This is a genomic window from Paenibacillus sp. ALJ109b (assembly GCF_010747435.1).
Classification (GTDB): Bacteria; Bacillota; Bacilli; order Paenibacillales; family Paenibacillaceae; genus Paenibacillus; species Paenibacillus taichungensis.
The window spans coordinates 12,598-25,778 of sequence record NZ_JAAIFP010000028.1; the positions used below are offsets into that span (position 1 = coordinate 12,598).

18 protein-coding genes are annotated in these 13,181 nt (G+C 37.0%); all 18 read right to left on the bottom strand.

Features of this window, described 5'->3' with window-relative positions; all coding sequences use genetic code 11:
* Positions 1 to 45: 45 nt before the first annotated feature.
* Positions 46 to 561: a phosphotransferase-like protein gene (locus G3352_RS24140; protein WP_163760968.1), complete on the bottom strand. Its 516-nt coding sequence runs from the start codon at positions 559 to 561 to the stop codon at positions 46 to 48.
* 65 nt (positions 562 to 626) lie between these two features.
* Entirely contained in the window at positions 627 to 983 is a 357-nt protein-coding gene (locus G3352_RS24145) for a hypothetical protein (protein ID WP_205525039.1), read from the bottom strand.
* Positions 984 to 1,051: 68 nt separating this feature from the next.
* Positions 1,052 to 2,161 carry a DUF3626 domain-containing protein gene (locus G3352_RS24150; RefSeq protein ID WP_481856328.1) on the bottom strand — a complete coding sequence of 370 codons (1,110 nt, stop codon included), beginning with the start codon at positions 2,159 to 2,161 and terminating at the stop codon, positions 1,052 to 1,054.
* A gap of 316 nt (positions 2,162 to 2,477) precedes the next feature.
* Positions 2,478 to 2,867, bottom strand: a complete 390-nt coding sequence (locus G3352_RS24155) for a hypothetical protein (protein WP_163760773.1) — start codon at positions 2,865 to 2,867, stop codon at positions 2,478 to 2,480.
* Between the two features lie 157 nt (positions 2,868 to 3,024).
* Positions 3,025 to 3,591: a histidine phosphatase family protein gene (locus G3352_RS24160; RefSeq protein ID WP_163760774.1), complete on the bottom strand. Its 567-nt coding sequence runs from the start codon at positions 3,589 to 3,591 to the stop codon at positions 3,025 to 3,027.
* Positions 3,592 to 4,376: 785 nt separating this feature from the next.
* Positions 4,377 to 4,925 carry an ATP-binding protein gene (locus G3352_RS24165; protein ID WP_163760970.1) on the bottom strand — a complete coding sequence of 183 codons (549 nt, stop codon included), beginning with the start codon at positions 4,923 to 4,925 and terminating at the stop codon, positions 4,377 to 4,379.
* Positions 4,926 to 5,110: 185 nt separating this feature from the next.
* Positions 5,111 to 5,914 (bottom strand): hypothetical protein, encoded by an 804-nt coding sequence (locus tag G3352_RS24170; RefSeq protein WP_163760776.1) that lies wholly within the window; start codon positions 5,912 to 5,914, stop codon positions 5,111 to 5,113.
* 136 nt (positions 5,915 to 6,050) lie between these two features.
* The gene (locus tag G3352_RS24175; RefSeq protein WP_163760778.1) at positions 6,051 to 6,479 is read right to left on the bottom strand and encodes an NUDIX hydrolase; all 429 of its coding nucleotides are present in this window, start codon (positions 6,477 to 6,479) and stop codon (positions 6,051 to 6,053) included.
* 291 nt (positions 6,480 to 6,770) lie between these two features.
* Positions 6,771 to 7,148 carry a VOC family protein gene (locus G3352_RS24180; RefSeq protein ID WP_163760780.1) on the bottom strand — a complete coding sequence of 126 codons (378 nt, stop codon included), beginning with the start codon at positions 7,146 to 7,148 and terminating at the stop codon, positions 6,771 to 6,773.
* A gap of 247 nt (positions 7,149 to 7,395) precedes the next feature.
* On the bottom strand, positions 7,396 to 8,049 hold the full coding sequence (locus G3352_RS24185; protein WP_163760782.1) for a lysozyme inhibitor LprI family protein: 654 nt from the start codon (positions 8,047 to 8,049) through the stop codon (positions 7,396 to 7,398).
* Between the two features lie 233 nt (positions 8,050 to 8,282).
* Complete coding sequence (locus tag G3352_RS30935; protein WP_345940804.1) at positions 8,283 to 8,702, bottom strand: nucleoside phosphorylase; 420 nt, start codon at positions 8,700 to 8,702, stop codon at positions 8,283 to 8,285.
* Between the two features lie 6 nt (positions 8,703 to 8,708).
* Positions 8,709 to 9,065, bottom strand: a complete 357-nt coding sequence (locus G3352_RS30940) for a nucleoside phosphorylase-I family protein (RefSeq protein ID WP_205525040.1) — start codon at positions 9,063 to 9,065, stop codon at positions 8,709 to 8,711.
* A gap of 290 nt (positions 9,066 to 9,355) precedes the next feature.
* Positions 9,356 to 9,802, bottom strand: a complete 447-nt coding sequence (locus G3352_RS24195; RefSeq protein ID WP_163760785.1) for a helix-hairpin-helix domain-containing protein — start codon at positions 9,800 to 9,802, stop codon at positions 9,356 to 9,358.
* Between the two features lie 180 nt (positions 9,803 to 9,982).
* Positions 9,983 to 10,414 (bottom strand): NUDIX domain-containing protein, encoded by a 432-nt coding sequence (locus G3352_RS24200; protein ID WP_163760787.1) that lies wholly within the window; start codon positions 10,412 to 10,414, stop codon positions 9,983 to 9,985.
* Positions 10,415 to 10,573: 159 nt separating this feature from the next.
* A complete protein-coding gene (locus G3352_RS24205; RefSeq protein ID WP_163760789.1) occupies positions 10,574 to 10,822 on the bottom strand; it encodes a hypothetical protein in 249 nt (82 codons plus the stop codon).
* A 6-nt stretch (positions 10,823 to 10,828) separates the two neighbouring features.
* Complete coding sequence (locus tag G3352_RS24210; protein ID WP_163760791.1) at positions 10,829 to 11,140, bottom strand: hypothetical protein; 312 nt, start codon at positions 11,138 to 11,140, stop codon at positions 10,829 to 10,831.
* Positions 11,141 to 11,324: 184 nt separating this feature from the next.
* Positions 11,325 to 11,792 (bottom strand): hypothetical protein, encoded by a 468-nt coding sequence (locus G3352_RS24215; protein WP_163760793.1) that lies wholly within the window; start codon positions 11,790 to 11,792, stop codon positions 11,325 to 11,327.
* A 245-nt stretch (positions 11,793 to 12,037) separates the two neighbouring features.
* Positions 12,038 to 13,135 carry a Gfo/Idh/MocA family protein gene (locus tag G3352_RS24220; RefSeq protein WP_163760795.1) on the bottom strand — a complete coding sequence of 366 codons (1,098 nt, stop codon included), beginning with the start codon at positions 13,133 to 13,135 and terminating at the stop codon, positions 12,038 to 12,040.
* Between the last annotated feature and the right edge of the window lie 46 nt (positions 13,136 to 13,181).

The following is a 13,181-nucleotide window of genomic DNA, read 5'->3' on the forward strand; positions in this document are numbered from 1 at the left end:
TTTACCTGATTCTGATTCCTTGAACTGATATTTTCAATCATTAAATTATTTTTTGAATACTGATTTGATAATCATTTCTGCACATTCTTCCGGCGTATTCAAACTCGTATCGACTGAAAAGCTATAACGGATGTGTTGCGACATTATTTTATTTTGCTCATCCGATTGATCTTCTGTTCTGTCACCACGTTCTATATTTCGCTTACGACAAAGATCTAATGGGCAGTACACCTCAACGATATCCAAAGGATATCCATCAAATATATCTTGGACTTTATCATAATGCGGCTTTAATTCCGGTCTTTCAACAAGTATCCCATCGATTAAAACATTCTTTCCATGATCCGAAAATAATTTTGCTGTATGATACATTAGAATGATGGCTTCACTTAAATACTTCCAGTAGTCTGTTTGCAAATGTTTATCACCAATCGTATTTTCAAAAAGATCATTGGCCACAACATAAAAAAAGGGTTCAGTGTAATTTTGCATCGCTTCTACGATTGAAGTTTTACCTGAACTAGTTACGCCATTCAGAAATATAATTTTCCCTTTATCCATTTTCTCATCTTCCTTTGCATGGGTCATGTTTGAGTGTCTACAACTTCTTCGAATTGCTTAAATATCTAGATCTGCGCCTCTTTTAATTTCAATTTTTTTATAAACTGTTCAATTAAGTTGAATATGAGGCCACTACACATACCAATTTCGTAAAAGATAATAACTTCGTTCGAAAAGAATATATCTATTCCATGTTCAGCTCCTGTAATCGCAAAGAATAGTATTGTAATTATTAATCCGCCAAATAGATGCACTATTAATTCAATTAGGTTGAACTTATAAGAATTTCGAGAAGTTTTTATTATCACTGATGCTATTACTGAAAATGGAATGCCCCCAATACCATATAACAGCATGAACATTATTATCCCCAATAAAAATGTACTTCCGAACTCATCAGGAAAGAATATCGTTGCGCACATAAAAGACATAATAATCGTTGATAATACAGCACTTGTTAATTTTATTAATAATGATTTCTTCAGTAGAATCATCCTTTATACAGCTTATCAATCGATTTACCATATCGAACGAGTATATGCCACATGTATTTTAATTCCTGAAGCACTTCTTCGTAATTACCTCTGTCAGACCAGAGATGAGGATTGTGCTTCAAATCGTTGACAGCACTCCCGATCACACTTACGTCAATATTACCGTTGCTTGCAATTCGCTTGGCTAATGATGGCATGGTTGGACCCCTAAAATCAGAGGGCACTCCCTCTGCACGCATCGCAAATCCCATATGCCAAAATAGTTCAATAGAATATTTGATGCAGATTTGCTCTAAATATTTCCCTATTTCCGTTCCTTTGAACGATGGGTCAGCTACTAAAATTTCCACATCATCTTCAAGATATATATCTCCATGAATTTGAGTTTCGATAAAATGGTTAAGATTCCGATGTGGGGCCAGTTGTGACGGATCCTCTAACGGACGTTCCAGATTGTACAATAGCTGATCTATCAATTTTTTAGGAGTAAGATCTTTTTCTCCAATAGCATAATCCCGAAAGAAAGCATCCGTAAAAAGCGCAGATAAAATATCGTCTAATTCCTCATATGTCCCCTTTTCCTTTGGAGCATCTTGAGATCCACCGTAAGTGAACGTACAGCGATGTGAAGCATTCGGTTTTAAAAGAAAATAACAAGAGCCGAATCGTGGAGACGGTCCATCCGGATGTAACAACAAATGAAGAGCACCATACTTTGGCCGTTCAAAGTTGGTTGCACCTTCTAACTGATATGCTCCGCCAAATAGTTTTTCCTCCCAAAGATATCTTGCACCACCTACGTATGCAGATACGCTCCCATTGGATATGAAAGTCTCGAACTGACTTTTATAGATTCCATGCTCTAATAAAGATTGAGCTACACTTTTCATATCTAAAACCGGACGATCCGGATGAAAATGCAAAGCCACCCTTGCATGGGATTTAATCTTATGAACTGCTTCTTCAAAGGTATTCCAAGGAATATTTGAAAACTGAAAAATTTCTTTGAGTGATGCTTGAGCTTCTCTTTTTTGGGATCTAGCGCAATTACTTATATATTCAATTGCTGCGTTCTGAGATCTTGTAAGTTGTCTGTTGTTCGACACAAGAATCACCACCCTATCTAAAATTGAGATCTGAATCTACTTTTAACAACAAGGCTATCAGGAGCATCATCACTCCCTGCAGTAACGCATAATTTCATAGCCTTTATGTAAGCGTTCGCAGTTTATTTTTATAATTTGACTGAAAGTTTCACCTAACGTGCAGTCACAATGTTCAAGTGGCTTAAGGCACTTAGTGACAGGTGGCTTTGCCAATTAGCAGGTTGAAAGTGTCCGGTGAATCTGCTCTTCCGGACCACGAACCCGGCTGTCCATTAGATGATGTCACTCATTTCTTCGAGTTACATTCAGAGTAATTTTATTCTCGTTTCCATTTATGTATTTCGAGTAGTTTTCCGGTTTCATAAAAATACCTTATTACTTCAAGCATGGGAATTAATTCTATACAAATGTTATCACAATAATTGCCTAACTGACCACCAGCAACCAGGGGAATTTCACAGTTACCCTGTTTATCGTTCATAAGAGTATATATAATATCATCAATTGTAATAGACACAATGAAATATTCAGATCCGCCCCCAACTAATGCTGAATCGGTGTCTGATACCTCAAAAAATACTAATGTAAATTTATCTCCATCGAGTTTTCTTAAAAAACTTAAAGTGTCCGTCCATGTAGGATTCACAACGATTTCTTCCTTAAATGTGGCCCCATTCCATTCATCAATACTAATAGATTTTATCATTTTATCTTTTCATCCTTCTTAGATGTTTTAATTATTCAGTTTGCCTCTCAGTGTTGTCTTCCTGCTCACACTTCCCCGAATTGCTTCCAGCAACTCCAAGGCAACGTGAATACTCTGTCATGTAATGTCACAGTTTTCTTTATATCCCTTAGGGAATCTAATCATTCCACATTCTTGTTACTTCTTCTAATTCTAAGTCCTCGAATTGCATTTTATAAATATCTGGTTTCTTTAATTGATTCAAAAACTCCAAACCAAAAGCTGAATCAAAATGATTCATCATCAAAGTCATCACAAGACCATGAGTCCCGATTGCTATTTTCTTCCCTCTGTTCTCTTTTAGTAAGGGATTTAGAACTGAGATTGCTCTTTTCTGACAATCAGCATTGGACTCTCCACCCGGCAAGGTATAATCAAAATCATTAAAACTCTCTCTGATACTAGACATTAACTCTGCATTTTCAATATTATAAGATGCAAAATGTCGTTCTCTAAGATCTTCAAATACTTTAATATCTAACTTTAAGTGCTCGGCCAATCCTTCAACACTCAGAATTGCTCGAGTATAAGGACTTGATATAATCATGTCTATTCCTTCACCTAAAAGTAACTTCGTTACTTTTTCAATATCGATCTTTCCTTTTGGGGTAAGCCCTCTTGTTCTTTCATTTCCTTCGTTGTATGGTGATTCTCCATGCCTAACCATATAGATAATTGTCTTCATACAAGCCTCCTTTAGATGCTTTCATTAAATATCACACTATGATTTTACATAAAGTATATATTCGCGACGTCCATTCCCTATATATAGCTCTTATCTTAGGGGAATGAGTACCAGCCTGATTACTCTTCTCGAATATACTTCTGGTAGATCAAGGGCCGTATAGACCTCAGTTCGAATATGGTGTTAGGTGATTTGACCGTCTTCTTGCGTTAATTACAATTGATTATTTCTAGAGCTGCAAGAGCTCTCCTTCTTACATATTCAACATAGTCCTCACTATACTTCTTAATTAATTCTATTACTTTAGTTTTCCTGGTCTTTAACCTGTATTAAATAGTGTGCGAATTGCCACCTAGCATTCATTATTATCAGAATACCTAAGAGCCTCTTCTGCAAAGAACAAAAAACTTGATGATCTTTCACTAGTTTATCTATAATCGTTTCACATTCAATGTCTCTTTCAATTAAAAATATTAAGTTATTTAGAGTTTTGACCATATCCAAAAGTCGTCTACTATCTCTTCAATTTTTGTGTAAATATCTTTAGATGGGTCATGTATTAAAAGATATAGGTCTTCCATCTTTGTTTTTCCTCTCTGACCTGCTTTACGGTAATTTCACCTAACGTTATTGTATTCACGACGCGAGCCGGCCTTAGATAGCTCCTATCTTAGGTCGGCTCGTGTGTCGTCCGATTTCTACCATGATTATACATCGGGGCGAACAAGAGGGGTAAACCTCACAGCGTGGATATAATGTTATCTGAAGGATCGGCCTTCATCGAATCATCTAGTACCCGTGATTGCTATTATTTGTTGAATAACTTCCGCTGTATTATTTGGGTCCTTAATGATAAATATATAATTTGCTTCATCTTTACTAGGTTGTATTTCTAACAAATTTTCTTGTCTCTCCAATACTTCCAAAAAGCTTGAAGCACTTCTAAATATAGCTTTGCTTCTTTGCGTGCGTATAACGCGATCTTTCAATAAATCATCGGGTAAATCAAAATACACAATGATACTTTTAAATTCTTTGTTATGAAAATATCGGAGAACTTTTGCTCTTCCTAATTTATTCAGATTAGAGTTACTTAAGATAATGTGGAAATTGCTTTGTTCCGTAGCATAGTTAACAATTGCGTCAGTTACAGAGAATTTTAAAGTGTTTGGGCCTTCTATAGGGCGAAGTTTCTTGTAATGCTCATTAATAAATTCAGCATGATTATCTTGATCAATTACAATAGCTTGTTGTAATACGGATTCTAATTCTTTGGCAAAGGTGGTTTTGCCACTATGAGTTTTTCCTACCGTCATGACTACCAAGCGGTCCATAAGAATCTCTCCTATTTCTATTATGGTTTTTACCGGTCTTTCACTTAAAGTTCTCGTATCCATAACGTCTCATCACCCAGTCGGAAAGAGGGCCTAGTGGCCCTATGCATGAATATAGTGTGATGTGATGCTTAAGACTTCATTTGAATTACTCTCGAATTCCTATTCCTATATCTGTACAGTCATTACCAATCTTCAAGTTCTGAAAGTAATACACCTTTTTTGGTAAGTTTAAGACTTTTATTGCTTGTAAAACCTTCAAAACTCTGAATTTGCTTATGGATAAATGAGAATTCAAATATCTTTGTAAAATCTCCATCCAAAGTAAAATGAACTTTACTTTCTTCTGGAACAAATATAAGCGAAATTTGGGTTGGATAATCCCCACTTTGCTGAGCAGTACCCTTAAGTAATTTAAGGCCTGTTTCAATATTAAATGTTTCTTTGTTATTTGTAATGACTTCATAGGCCTTTATATATCTATCCTTTCCTGGTCCTTCAACATTCTTATATTCATTATCGAAATTATCCGATACAGGAAAATTAGTTAGTACCATGAAGTCCCTATCTGAAGAGTTAATATCGATGTTCTTTCTTCCAGGCTCAACAATATATGTCTTCCGATCTCTCCCGGCTATCAAACTGTGGACACTATGACTCGGGACATTAACAATTACGTTATTGGTTAAATATTCACTTAATTGAGATAACTCAATCCGTCCTGAAAGAATTTCATCAAACAATTTCATAATATGTACGCAATTCTTTCCACGTCTATATTTGCCTTCTTCAATTGGATCGACCATTAGTAAATTCATGAATGTACCACTACTATTCAAACCGAATGCTGGATAAAATTGTCCATCATCATTCTGAAGAACTAATAGTTGATCTTCACCAATCAAAACAATTTTGATTGGTCTTCGAGAAATATCGAAGTTCATACCAATAAATGTCTTTCTTAAATGAACAGCGAAACTAGTACACATTAAGGTAATCTCCTTTATTGTTTTTTCTTTTTTTCGTCATTCCAAACTTTCAAATAACGTTGGTTTATTCGCGACGTCCATTCCCCTTAGAGAGCTCTTATCTTAGGGAAATGGACGTCGCGAACAACTCACAAAATTACTTAGTGCCTTCGTTAAAATATGTTATTTCATATCCATCTATTAATCTTCTTAATCCTTCTTTATAGTAAGGCATTAATTGTTCAGCCTTCTCTATATCAATCCAAGCTATTTGAGAAATTTCATTAGGTCTAACTATTTCTTCATTCCCACCGATTACCTCACCTTTAAATGTTATAAATATTACATGTTCTTCTTTTTCTGGAAATTTACATTCATTTACTGCCACTATTCCATGAACTTTAATATCTAGTCCAGTTTCTTCTTTAGCTTCCCTTATTGCTGCTTGGTCTAATGATTCTTCTCTTTCAACAGCGCCGCCTGGAAGTGACCATCGGTCACTAGAATCATCTACATTCCTTACCATTAATATTTTGGAATTGGTTGGGTCAGTAATTAAGGAATAAGCTACATCGACTCTGATCATTATGTTTGACTTCCCTTCTGATTTAGATCTAAATATGTTTCATATAACGTTATTTCATTCACGAATCCTCACCACCTTAAGTGAATCTGAAAGGATTAGATAGATCTTATCTTAGCCTCCCAGATCACCCGGCCGCGATGCGGTTAGGTGGTGCAGGGTTGTCCGACTGACTCCACCTCTTTGAAAGTCCTCGGGCGGACCAAGGGGCGCGATACGACCCACCGCGTGAATGCGGTGTTATATAATGCTGGCTCTTTCTTGAGATACTTACAGATTCTCTTTATATTGCGCTCATTCTTTTGGTTGAAATGCTCCTAACTCATTTCCAAATGGGTCTGTAAACTTAATTACCCATCCAAACCCATGATCTTCATATAGTCTTATCTTTACATCATGTGTTTGTAACGTTGTGTGTAATAATTCAATGTCCTTTGTTAGAAACATAAATGATGGCATAGGAAAACCATCATTGGATAACCATAATGTCTTATCATTTTTCGAACTGAAGTGAAGCATCAGTACGGGGCCTGATTTGAATTTCAGCCATGCTGCGTGAGGATAAACTGTCAGTGGTTCTAATCCTAACACTTCACTATACCATCCTACTGCCTGATCAACGTCTTTAACAGGTATTTGAACATGATCAACATTCTCAATCAAGTTATTCAAAGAACTTCCCTCCTGGGTTTTGTGTTTTTTCAGGGTTTAGCCAGTTTCATATAACATTCTTGTATTCACGAAACGAGCCAGCCTTAGATAGCAATTATCTTAGGCCGGCTCGTTTGTTGTCTGAGTGTTCTTCCATGATTATACATCTGACAACCAAGGGATGGTAGCCCGACAACATGAATACATTATTAAGCGCCGTTACTGTCTTCGAAACATCACCAAAAAACCTTTGATCAAGATTTCAACTCTATTTTTTACTTTGGTATAAAAACTCAACTTCACCATCTAGCAAATATCGATATTCAAATAATTGAATTGTTCTTTCCCTAATTCTCTCCCGTATAACCGTGCCTAGGCTTACCGATCCTTTTGATCCAAGGTAACCATTATTAATAAATGTCTTCTCTACAAATGTTGTTTCCCTTAAGTGATACTGTAACCATTCTTTCTGCGATTTGATTAGTGCTTCTCTTGGTTCTCTATCCAACTTAGAAAGAAGCTTTTTATATATCTGATTCAACTCTTTATCCCAAATTTCTGTATATTTGCTTTCCAACGCTCCCCATCCCATTGTTGTAATAATCTCTTTGGAATTTTGAAATTCATTAAATTCTACTTCATAATCATGATCTATAGGATTTCGAAGCATTTCATCATAAAATTCTCCTTTCAAATCGTAGTTCCCAATTCTCATGGATAACACTTCATTGTTAGAAGGCTCTGATCGACCTTCAGTTATTTCTTTCGATTCTGTTCCATTACCTGTACTCTCTACATCAGGAGGCAGTTCAGAATTCATTATTGAATTAGTTTCGCTGTTCAAAGTAGTCGAATGACTAATATTTTGACAAGATGAAAACAATATTGTAATAAAAAATAATAAGAGTATCTTACCTTTCATAAATTATCTCCTTAAATATTATCTTTAATATTTACCAGTAATGGCGCATAACGTTTCTGTATTCACGATCCCGAGAGGCTTAAGGTCCGCTAAGACCGGGTGGCTCCGCCACTTAGCCTCGCAGGGTTGTCTGTGAATCCACTTCTCCGAAATTGCCCCTTGCAGACGAAGGCCCCATCAGGGACGCAGCGTGAATACGGTGTTTATATGTAAATGGATTATAGCTATTTCAGTTATAAAGAACTGCATATCCGCATTGATATTTGAACAAGGTTTTCTCTTATTTCTGATCTGCTATTCCAACTTCGACTATCCCATTCGACACCACTTAAATCATCACCGCCATACAAGATAACACCTAATTTTACATTTCTAAATTGTGAAACAGCCATAAATGCTGCTGCTTCCATTTCTACAGTTACACACCCTTCTGCTTTCCGCAACTCAACCTTTTCTTTAGTCTCTCTATAAAATGAATCTGTCGTCCATGTTTTGGCCTTTATATACCTTATATTATTTATATTAAAATCGTCCTCTATGAATTTTAATACCTCTAGATTACATTCAATTTCTCTTGATGGCTTAATGTAATGGTATGATACTCCTTCATCTCTCACTGCCGAAACTGGTACTATTACATGTCCAATAGCAATGTCTTTTTATAATACACCTGCACCACCACAAACTATAAATTTCTGAAAACCATAGGCTATCAGTTCTTCTAAGAATCCTGCTGAACCTGCAGCTCCTAAATACCCCAAAGTAATATGTACTTTTTTTCCTTGATAATATGTTTCATATATTGGTAAATCTAAAGTCTCGCAATGTAGACATGCAACTTCTTTCAACTTTCCCTCCGTTTTCATTTTTTCAATTACATCTCGAAAAAATGTTATGACACAGTATTCAAATTCTTCTTTTGGCTTGATAAAATTAGTTGCTTCAATTATTGCAACTCGCGATTCATCAAATTCCAATATCGGGAATTCTTTACTATCAATTTTTTTGCTCTCCATCTCGACGTACCTCCAAAGTAATTTAAAATTTTTTTTATTATTTCTTTGCGGCTATTACATATAACGTTGTTGTATTCACGACGTCCTTCTACCTTAAGCCCGAAGGGCGGCCGCGATGCGGTTAGGTGGAGGGATGTGTCCGGCTGAATTCGCTACCTCGCTACTGAAATGCCCCTCCGAATCCACATCTAACTTCGGCCGGACCGAGGGGCGGATGCCCCGAAGCTTGAATATGGTGTTATCAGATGTCATATGCCCTCTCCGAATTATCTTATATACTTCAATAGTCATTATTTAGGTCTTTCTTTAGAATATCCATAAGTATTCCTGTAATGTTTTCTTTCCTCGGTGAAATCCCACCATTGGTTCCCACAGTAACTATTATTAGCGCAATATATAACGAATCTAAATTGATCTTCAACACAAGGATCAATTCTTTCCCCATACAAATGTTCTAAATCATCAAATAATCTGGCGCCATCTTTATCTCTTATTTCATTCAATGAATAATAACCTAACATTAATAAATCCTTTGCAAATTTAGGTCCAATTGAAGGTAAACTTTGAAACTCAGATAAAGCCTTTATTTCCTTGGCTCTATTTTCTGAAACATTCATAATTAAGCAAATCTCGTTATTTGTTAATTTATAAATTTCACTAATTAGTATTTTATTTTTTCTTAACTCCTTTCTCTCTTGAGTAGTTAATTCTAGTAATGGAGTCTTGTTCTTTTTCATTCTCTTACTCCTTTTAGAGGCTTCTATACTTGCAAATGATTTCTGATAACGTTCCTGTATTCACGACCCGGCGCATGCCGGGTGTCCGACGAATGTCGGGCAAAGGGCGAATGCCCGCAGCGTGAATATAATGTTATACGCAGCCCTTGCCCTCTCGTGTTACTATCACATTGTTTTTATTCATTCTATTACAAGATAATTATCAATGTGTTGATCTTTAAATACGGTTTTATTGTTCTTTACTGCATCTATCAATCTTTCTATTGTAAAATTTGAAATCGGTCTTGGTAAATTGTCAATCTCAAAAAATCCATATTCATCTATTTCTTTATTATCAACTTCTATATCACCATCATATTCATATGACTTAAAAGTATAAATATATCCATTCCGATGAGACATAAAATAGATACCTGATAAATCCATTTCATTGACTTTAATATTGACTTCTTCCAGTAGTTCTCTTCTTGCACCGTCCCACGCTGATTCACCTTCTTCTACTACTCCGCCGGGCACCGACCATTGTTTCTTTCCATATGTTTGATGAACTAATAACACTCTATTATATTCATCAATAATGATAATTCCTGAGGCATCATGGGATCGCTTCATTGTATACCTCTTTTCTTTTATTTTCTCTAGCAGGGATTGCGTATAACGTTCCTGTATTCATGAACCCCTAAGGTGTTGTCTGCTGAAATTCCTCTTCGAAATCCAACCGCAGACCAAGGCTCCAAAGGAGCCGCCGCTTGAATATTATGTTAAGTGAAGTTACTGCTCTAATTTTTTTAATTCAATTTTTTGTTTTAGGTTTTCTGAGAACTCTCGTGTCGAATTCTCAACATTTCCTGTATATTCTATTTCTGTTGCCATCTCAAAGATCTCTTCTTCTAAAATCTCTTGTAAATCCTCTATACAGCATGTCATTTCTTCGCCTAAAAATTCTTTTATAACTGCTTTTTGTTGGCTTTCAAAAACCAAAATCCATATCTTTCTACACTTCTCTTCTGCTCGCTCCATTAATACTCATAAAGAATCTTCGGCTTTATTTACTGATTTGATTGCATTGTTTAATTTCAAATCTTTTACATTGCCTTCTTGAGATATTCCCACCCAACTAGCTGTATAAAAACATTCAAGACTTTCATCTAAATTTGAATTCAAATTTGATAATCTTCCCCAATACTCACAAAAGTCTACATACTCCGCAGTAATCATCTCAAGGGCTTCTATCCAATCTTCTTTTTTATTGAAATCAAATGGTGTGCTTCGATGTTTCATCCCAAGTATTTGATTTAGTTGTTTGATTTTTGTTTGTTGGTCTTTTGAAATAAACATATGTATTTCTCCTTAAATAAGACTTTAGTAATTTCACTTAACGTTCCTGTATTCACGACCCGACGTATGTCGGGTGTCCGGCGAATGCCGGGCCAAGGACGAATGTCCGCAGCGTGAATATTATGTTATAGGATGTCAGCAGCTTCTTCGAATCACTTATACCTCTTATACCATTCCCTTTATATCAACTATATTTTTCTTTTAATATTTCTATATATTTGAGTGGGATTTCTGTGATTTTCAAAATGTCTGATACTTCAAATCCCAGTTTTAAAGCGCTTCTTGCAGTCTTCAAATTATACTTTACTTTAATCATCCGATCTTTAAGTAATACGTCTCCAAAATCCAGGTAATCATCAGCGATCTCACCGTTCAAAAAGAACTCTATATCATAAGTTCCTATTTGCTCTTCTATGTAAAAGATATTAATCGAGCAAAATACCACCGCTTCTGTTGTATTAAGACTATATTTTAGGTATATAGCACGCTCTTCAAGAGTTATAAATTCATCATATAACTTTCCCATAAAAGTATCATGATAATCGCTTTTGTTCTCGTCACGCCACTTCCTATAGGTTTTCCAGTAATTTTCTTTCGTGCGTTTCATCGCACTATGCTTACTGTCCCATTCAAGTAGTATGTCTTTATTCACTCAATCACTTCTCCTCAAAAAAAATATGTTAAATAAAACAAGTTCTCTTTGTGTGTTTGCTGATTTCCTATAACATCTAATTTATGTACTTCGTAAACACCACACATTTAAGTCAATTTCTGAACTACATACATAATAAACCATATTGTTCCATTTGCGAAGTGACTACAGCTAACATGCAAAAGAGCAGCCTACACCAGGCCGCTCTCCACCTACATATTCTATTACTATCTTAATAAGACCATTTACTTCGCACCACTACTCCATACCACTCTCTCACTCATTGCCTTATGCTGCGCAATCAAGCAGAGTTCTGCCGCTTTGAACGCATGCTCTTGTGTCATCGCGATTTCTGTTCGATCCAGACAATCCCGGATCAGTTCACCGAAGAACGGATAACCGACCTGTCCTTTGACGCTATAACGGTATTCCCCTTCATGGTTAACCAGGTACACCTGATCGCCTTCAGGCTCTCTGGCCACGTCGATATACTTGCGCAGCTCAATGTATCCGTCCGTTCCCAAAATAACCGTTCGCCCATCGCCCCATGTACCCAAACCATCCGGTGTAAACCAGTCTACGCGGAAGTAACCTGAAGCCCCGTTGTTGCCGATGAGTGATGCTTCGCCAAAGTCCTCTAGTTCCGGGAATTGTGGATGATTGAAATTGTTCACCCGACTGAACGCCACTTCTGCATCCGTACACGAAGCAAAGGTCAGAAACTGCTCGATCTGATGACTTCCAATATCACAGAGGATGCCACCATACTTTTCATGCTGGAAGAACCATTCCGGCCGACCTCCCGCGTTCAATCGATGCGGCCCCGTCCCCATAACCTGAACAACCTTACCGATGGCTCCCTGTTCGATCAGTTGTCCGGCATAGATCGCACTTTCCACGTGCAGACGCTCACTGTAATAGACCATATACTTCTTCCCAGTGCGTTTAACCTCTTCACGCGCAAGGGACAGTTGATCCAGTGTGGTAAAGGGGGCTTTGTCCGTAAAATAATCTTTGCCTGCGGCTATGACTCTCATGCCGAGTGGCGCACGTTCCGATGTAATGGCTGCTCCGGCTACGAGCTGCACTTCATCGTCGGCAAGTACATCCGCTTCAGATGCCGCGATCTGTGCCTGCGGGAACTGTTTCCGAAAAGCCTCGACTTTAGCTGGGTCAGGATCATATACCCATTTGAGCGTCGCCCCAGCCTCCACCAGCCCGCCAACCATACCGTAGATATGTCCATGGTCCAACGCCACAGCAGCAATGGTAAACTCCCCTGGACCACATACAACCTCTTTTTTTACACTCTTTGGAGCATAGAACATGCCGTCTTTAGCCATACCTTCTCCACCTTTCCAATTGGATTTTCCGTTTATCGGTTCCGTT

What these genes read in the sequence shown, in the direction of transcription:
- G3352_RS24220 (WP_163760795.1), bottom strand. Translation starts at nt 13,135, where the DNA reads ATGGCTAAAGACGGCATGTTCTATGCTCCAAAGAGTGTAAAAAAAGAG.
- G3352_RS24140 (WP_163760968.1), bottom strand. Translation starts at nt 561, where the DNA reads ATGGATAAAGGGAAAATTATATTTCTGAATGGCGTAACTAGTTCAGGT.
- G3352_RS24145 (WP_205525039.1), bottom strand. Translation starts at nt 983, where the DNA reads ATGTGCGCAACGATATTCTTTCCTGATGAGTTCGGAAGTACATTTTTA.
- G3352_RS24170 (WP_163760776.1), bottom strand. Translation starts at nt 5,914, where the DNA reads ATGTGTACTAGTTTCGCTGTTCATTTAAGAAAGACATTTATTGGTATG.
- G3352_RS24175 (WP_163760778.1), bottom strand. Translation starts at nt 6,479, where the DNA reads ATGATCAGAGTCGATGTAGCTTATTCCTTAATTACTGACCCAACCAAT.
- G3352_RS24200 (WP_163760787.1), bottom strand. Translation starts at nt 10,414, where the DNA reads ATGAAGCGATCCCATGATGCCTCAGGAATTATCATTATTGATGAATAT.
- G3352_RS24155 (WP_163760773.1), bottom strand. Translation starts at nt 2,867, where the DNA reads ATGATAAAATCTATTAGTATTGATGAATGGAATGGGGCCACATTTAAG.
- G3352_RS30940 (WP_205525040.1), bottom strand. Translation starts at nt 9,065, where the DNA reads ATGGAGAGCAAAAAAATTGATAGTAAAGAATTCCCGATATTGGAATTT.
- G3352_RS24205 (WP_163760789.1), bottom strand. Translation starts at nt 10,822, where the DNA reads ATGGAGCGAGCAGAAGAGAAGTGTAGAAAGATATGGATTTTGGTTTTT.
- G3352_RS24210 (WP_163760791.1), bottom strand. Translation starts at nt 11,140, where the DNA reads ATGTTTATTTCAAAAGACCAACAAACAAAAATCAAACAACTAAATCAA.
- G3352_RS24160 (WP_163760774.1), bottom strand. Translation starts at nt 3,591, where the DNA reads ATGAAGACAATTATCTATATGGTTAGGCATGGAGAATCACCATACAAC.
- G3352_RS24195 (WP_163760785.1), bottom strand. Translation starts at nt 9,802, where the DNA reads ATGAAAAAGAACAAGACTCCATTACTAGAATTAACTACTCAAGAGAGA.
- G3352_RS24185 (WP_163760782.1), bottom strand. Translation starts at nt 8,049, where the DNA reads ATGAAAGGTAAGATACTCTTATTATTTTTTATTACAATATTGTTTTCA.
- G3352_RS24165 (WP_163760970.1), bottom strand. Translation starts at nt 4,925, where the DNA reads ATGGACCGCTTGGTAGTCATGACGGTAGGAAAAACTCATAGTGGCAAA.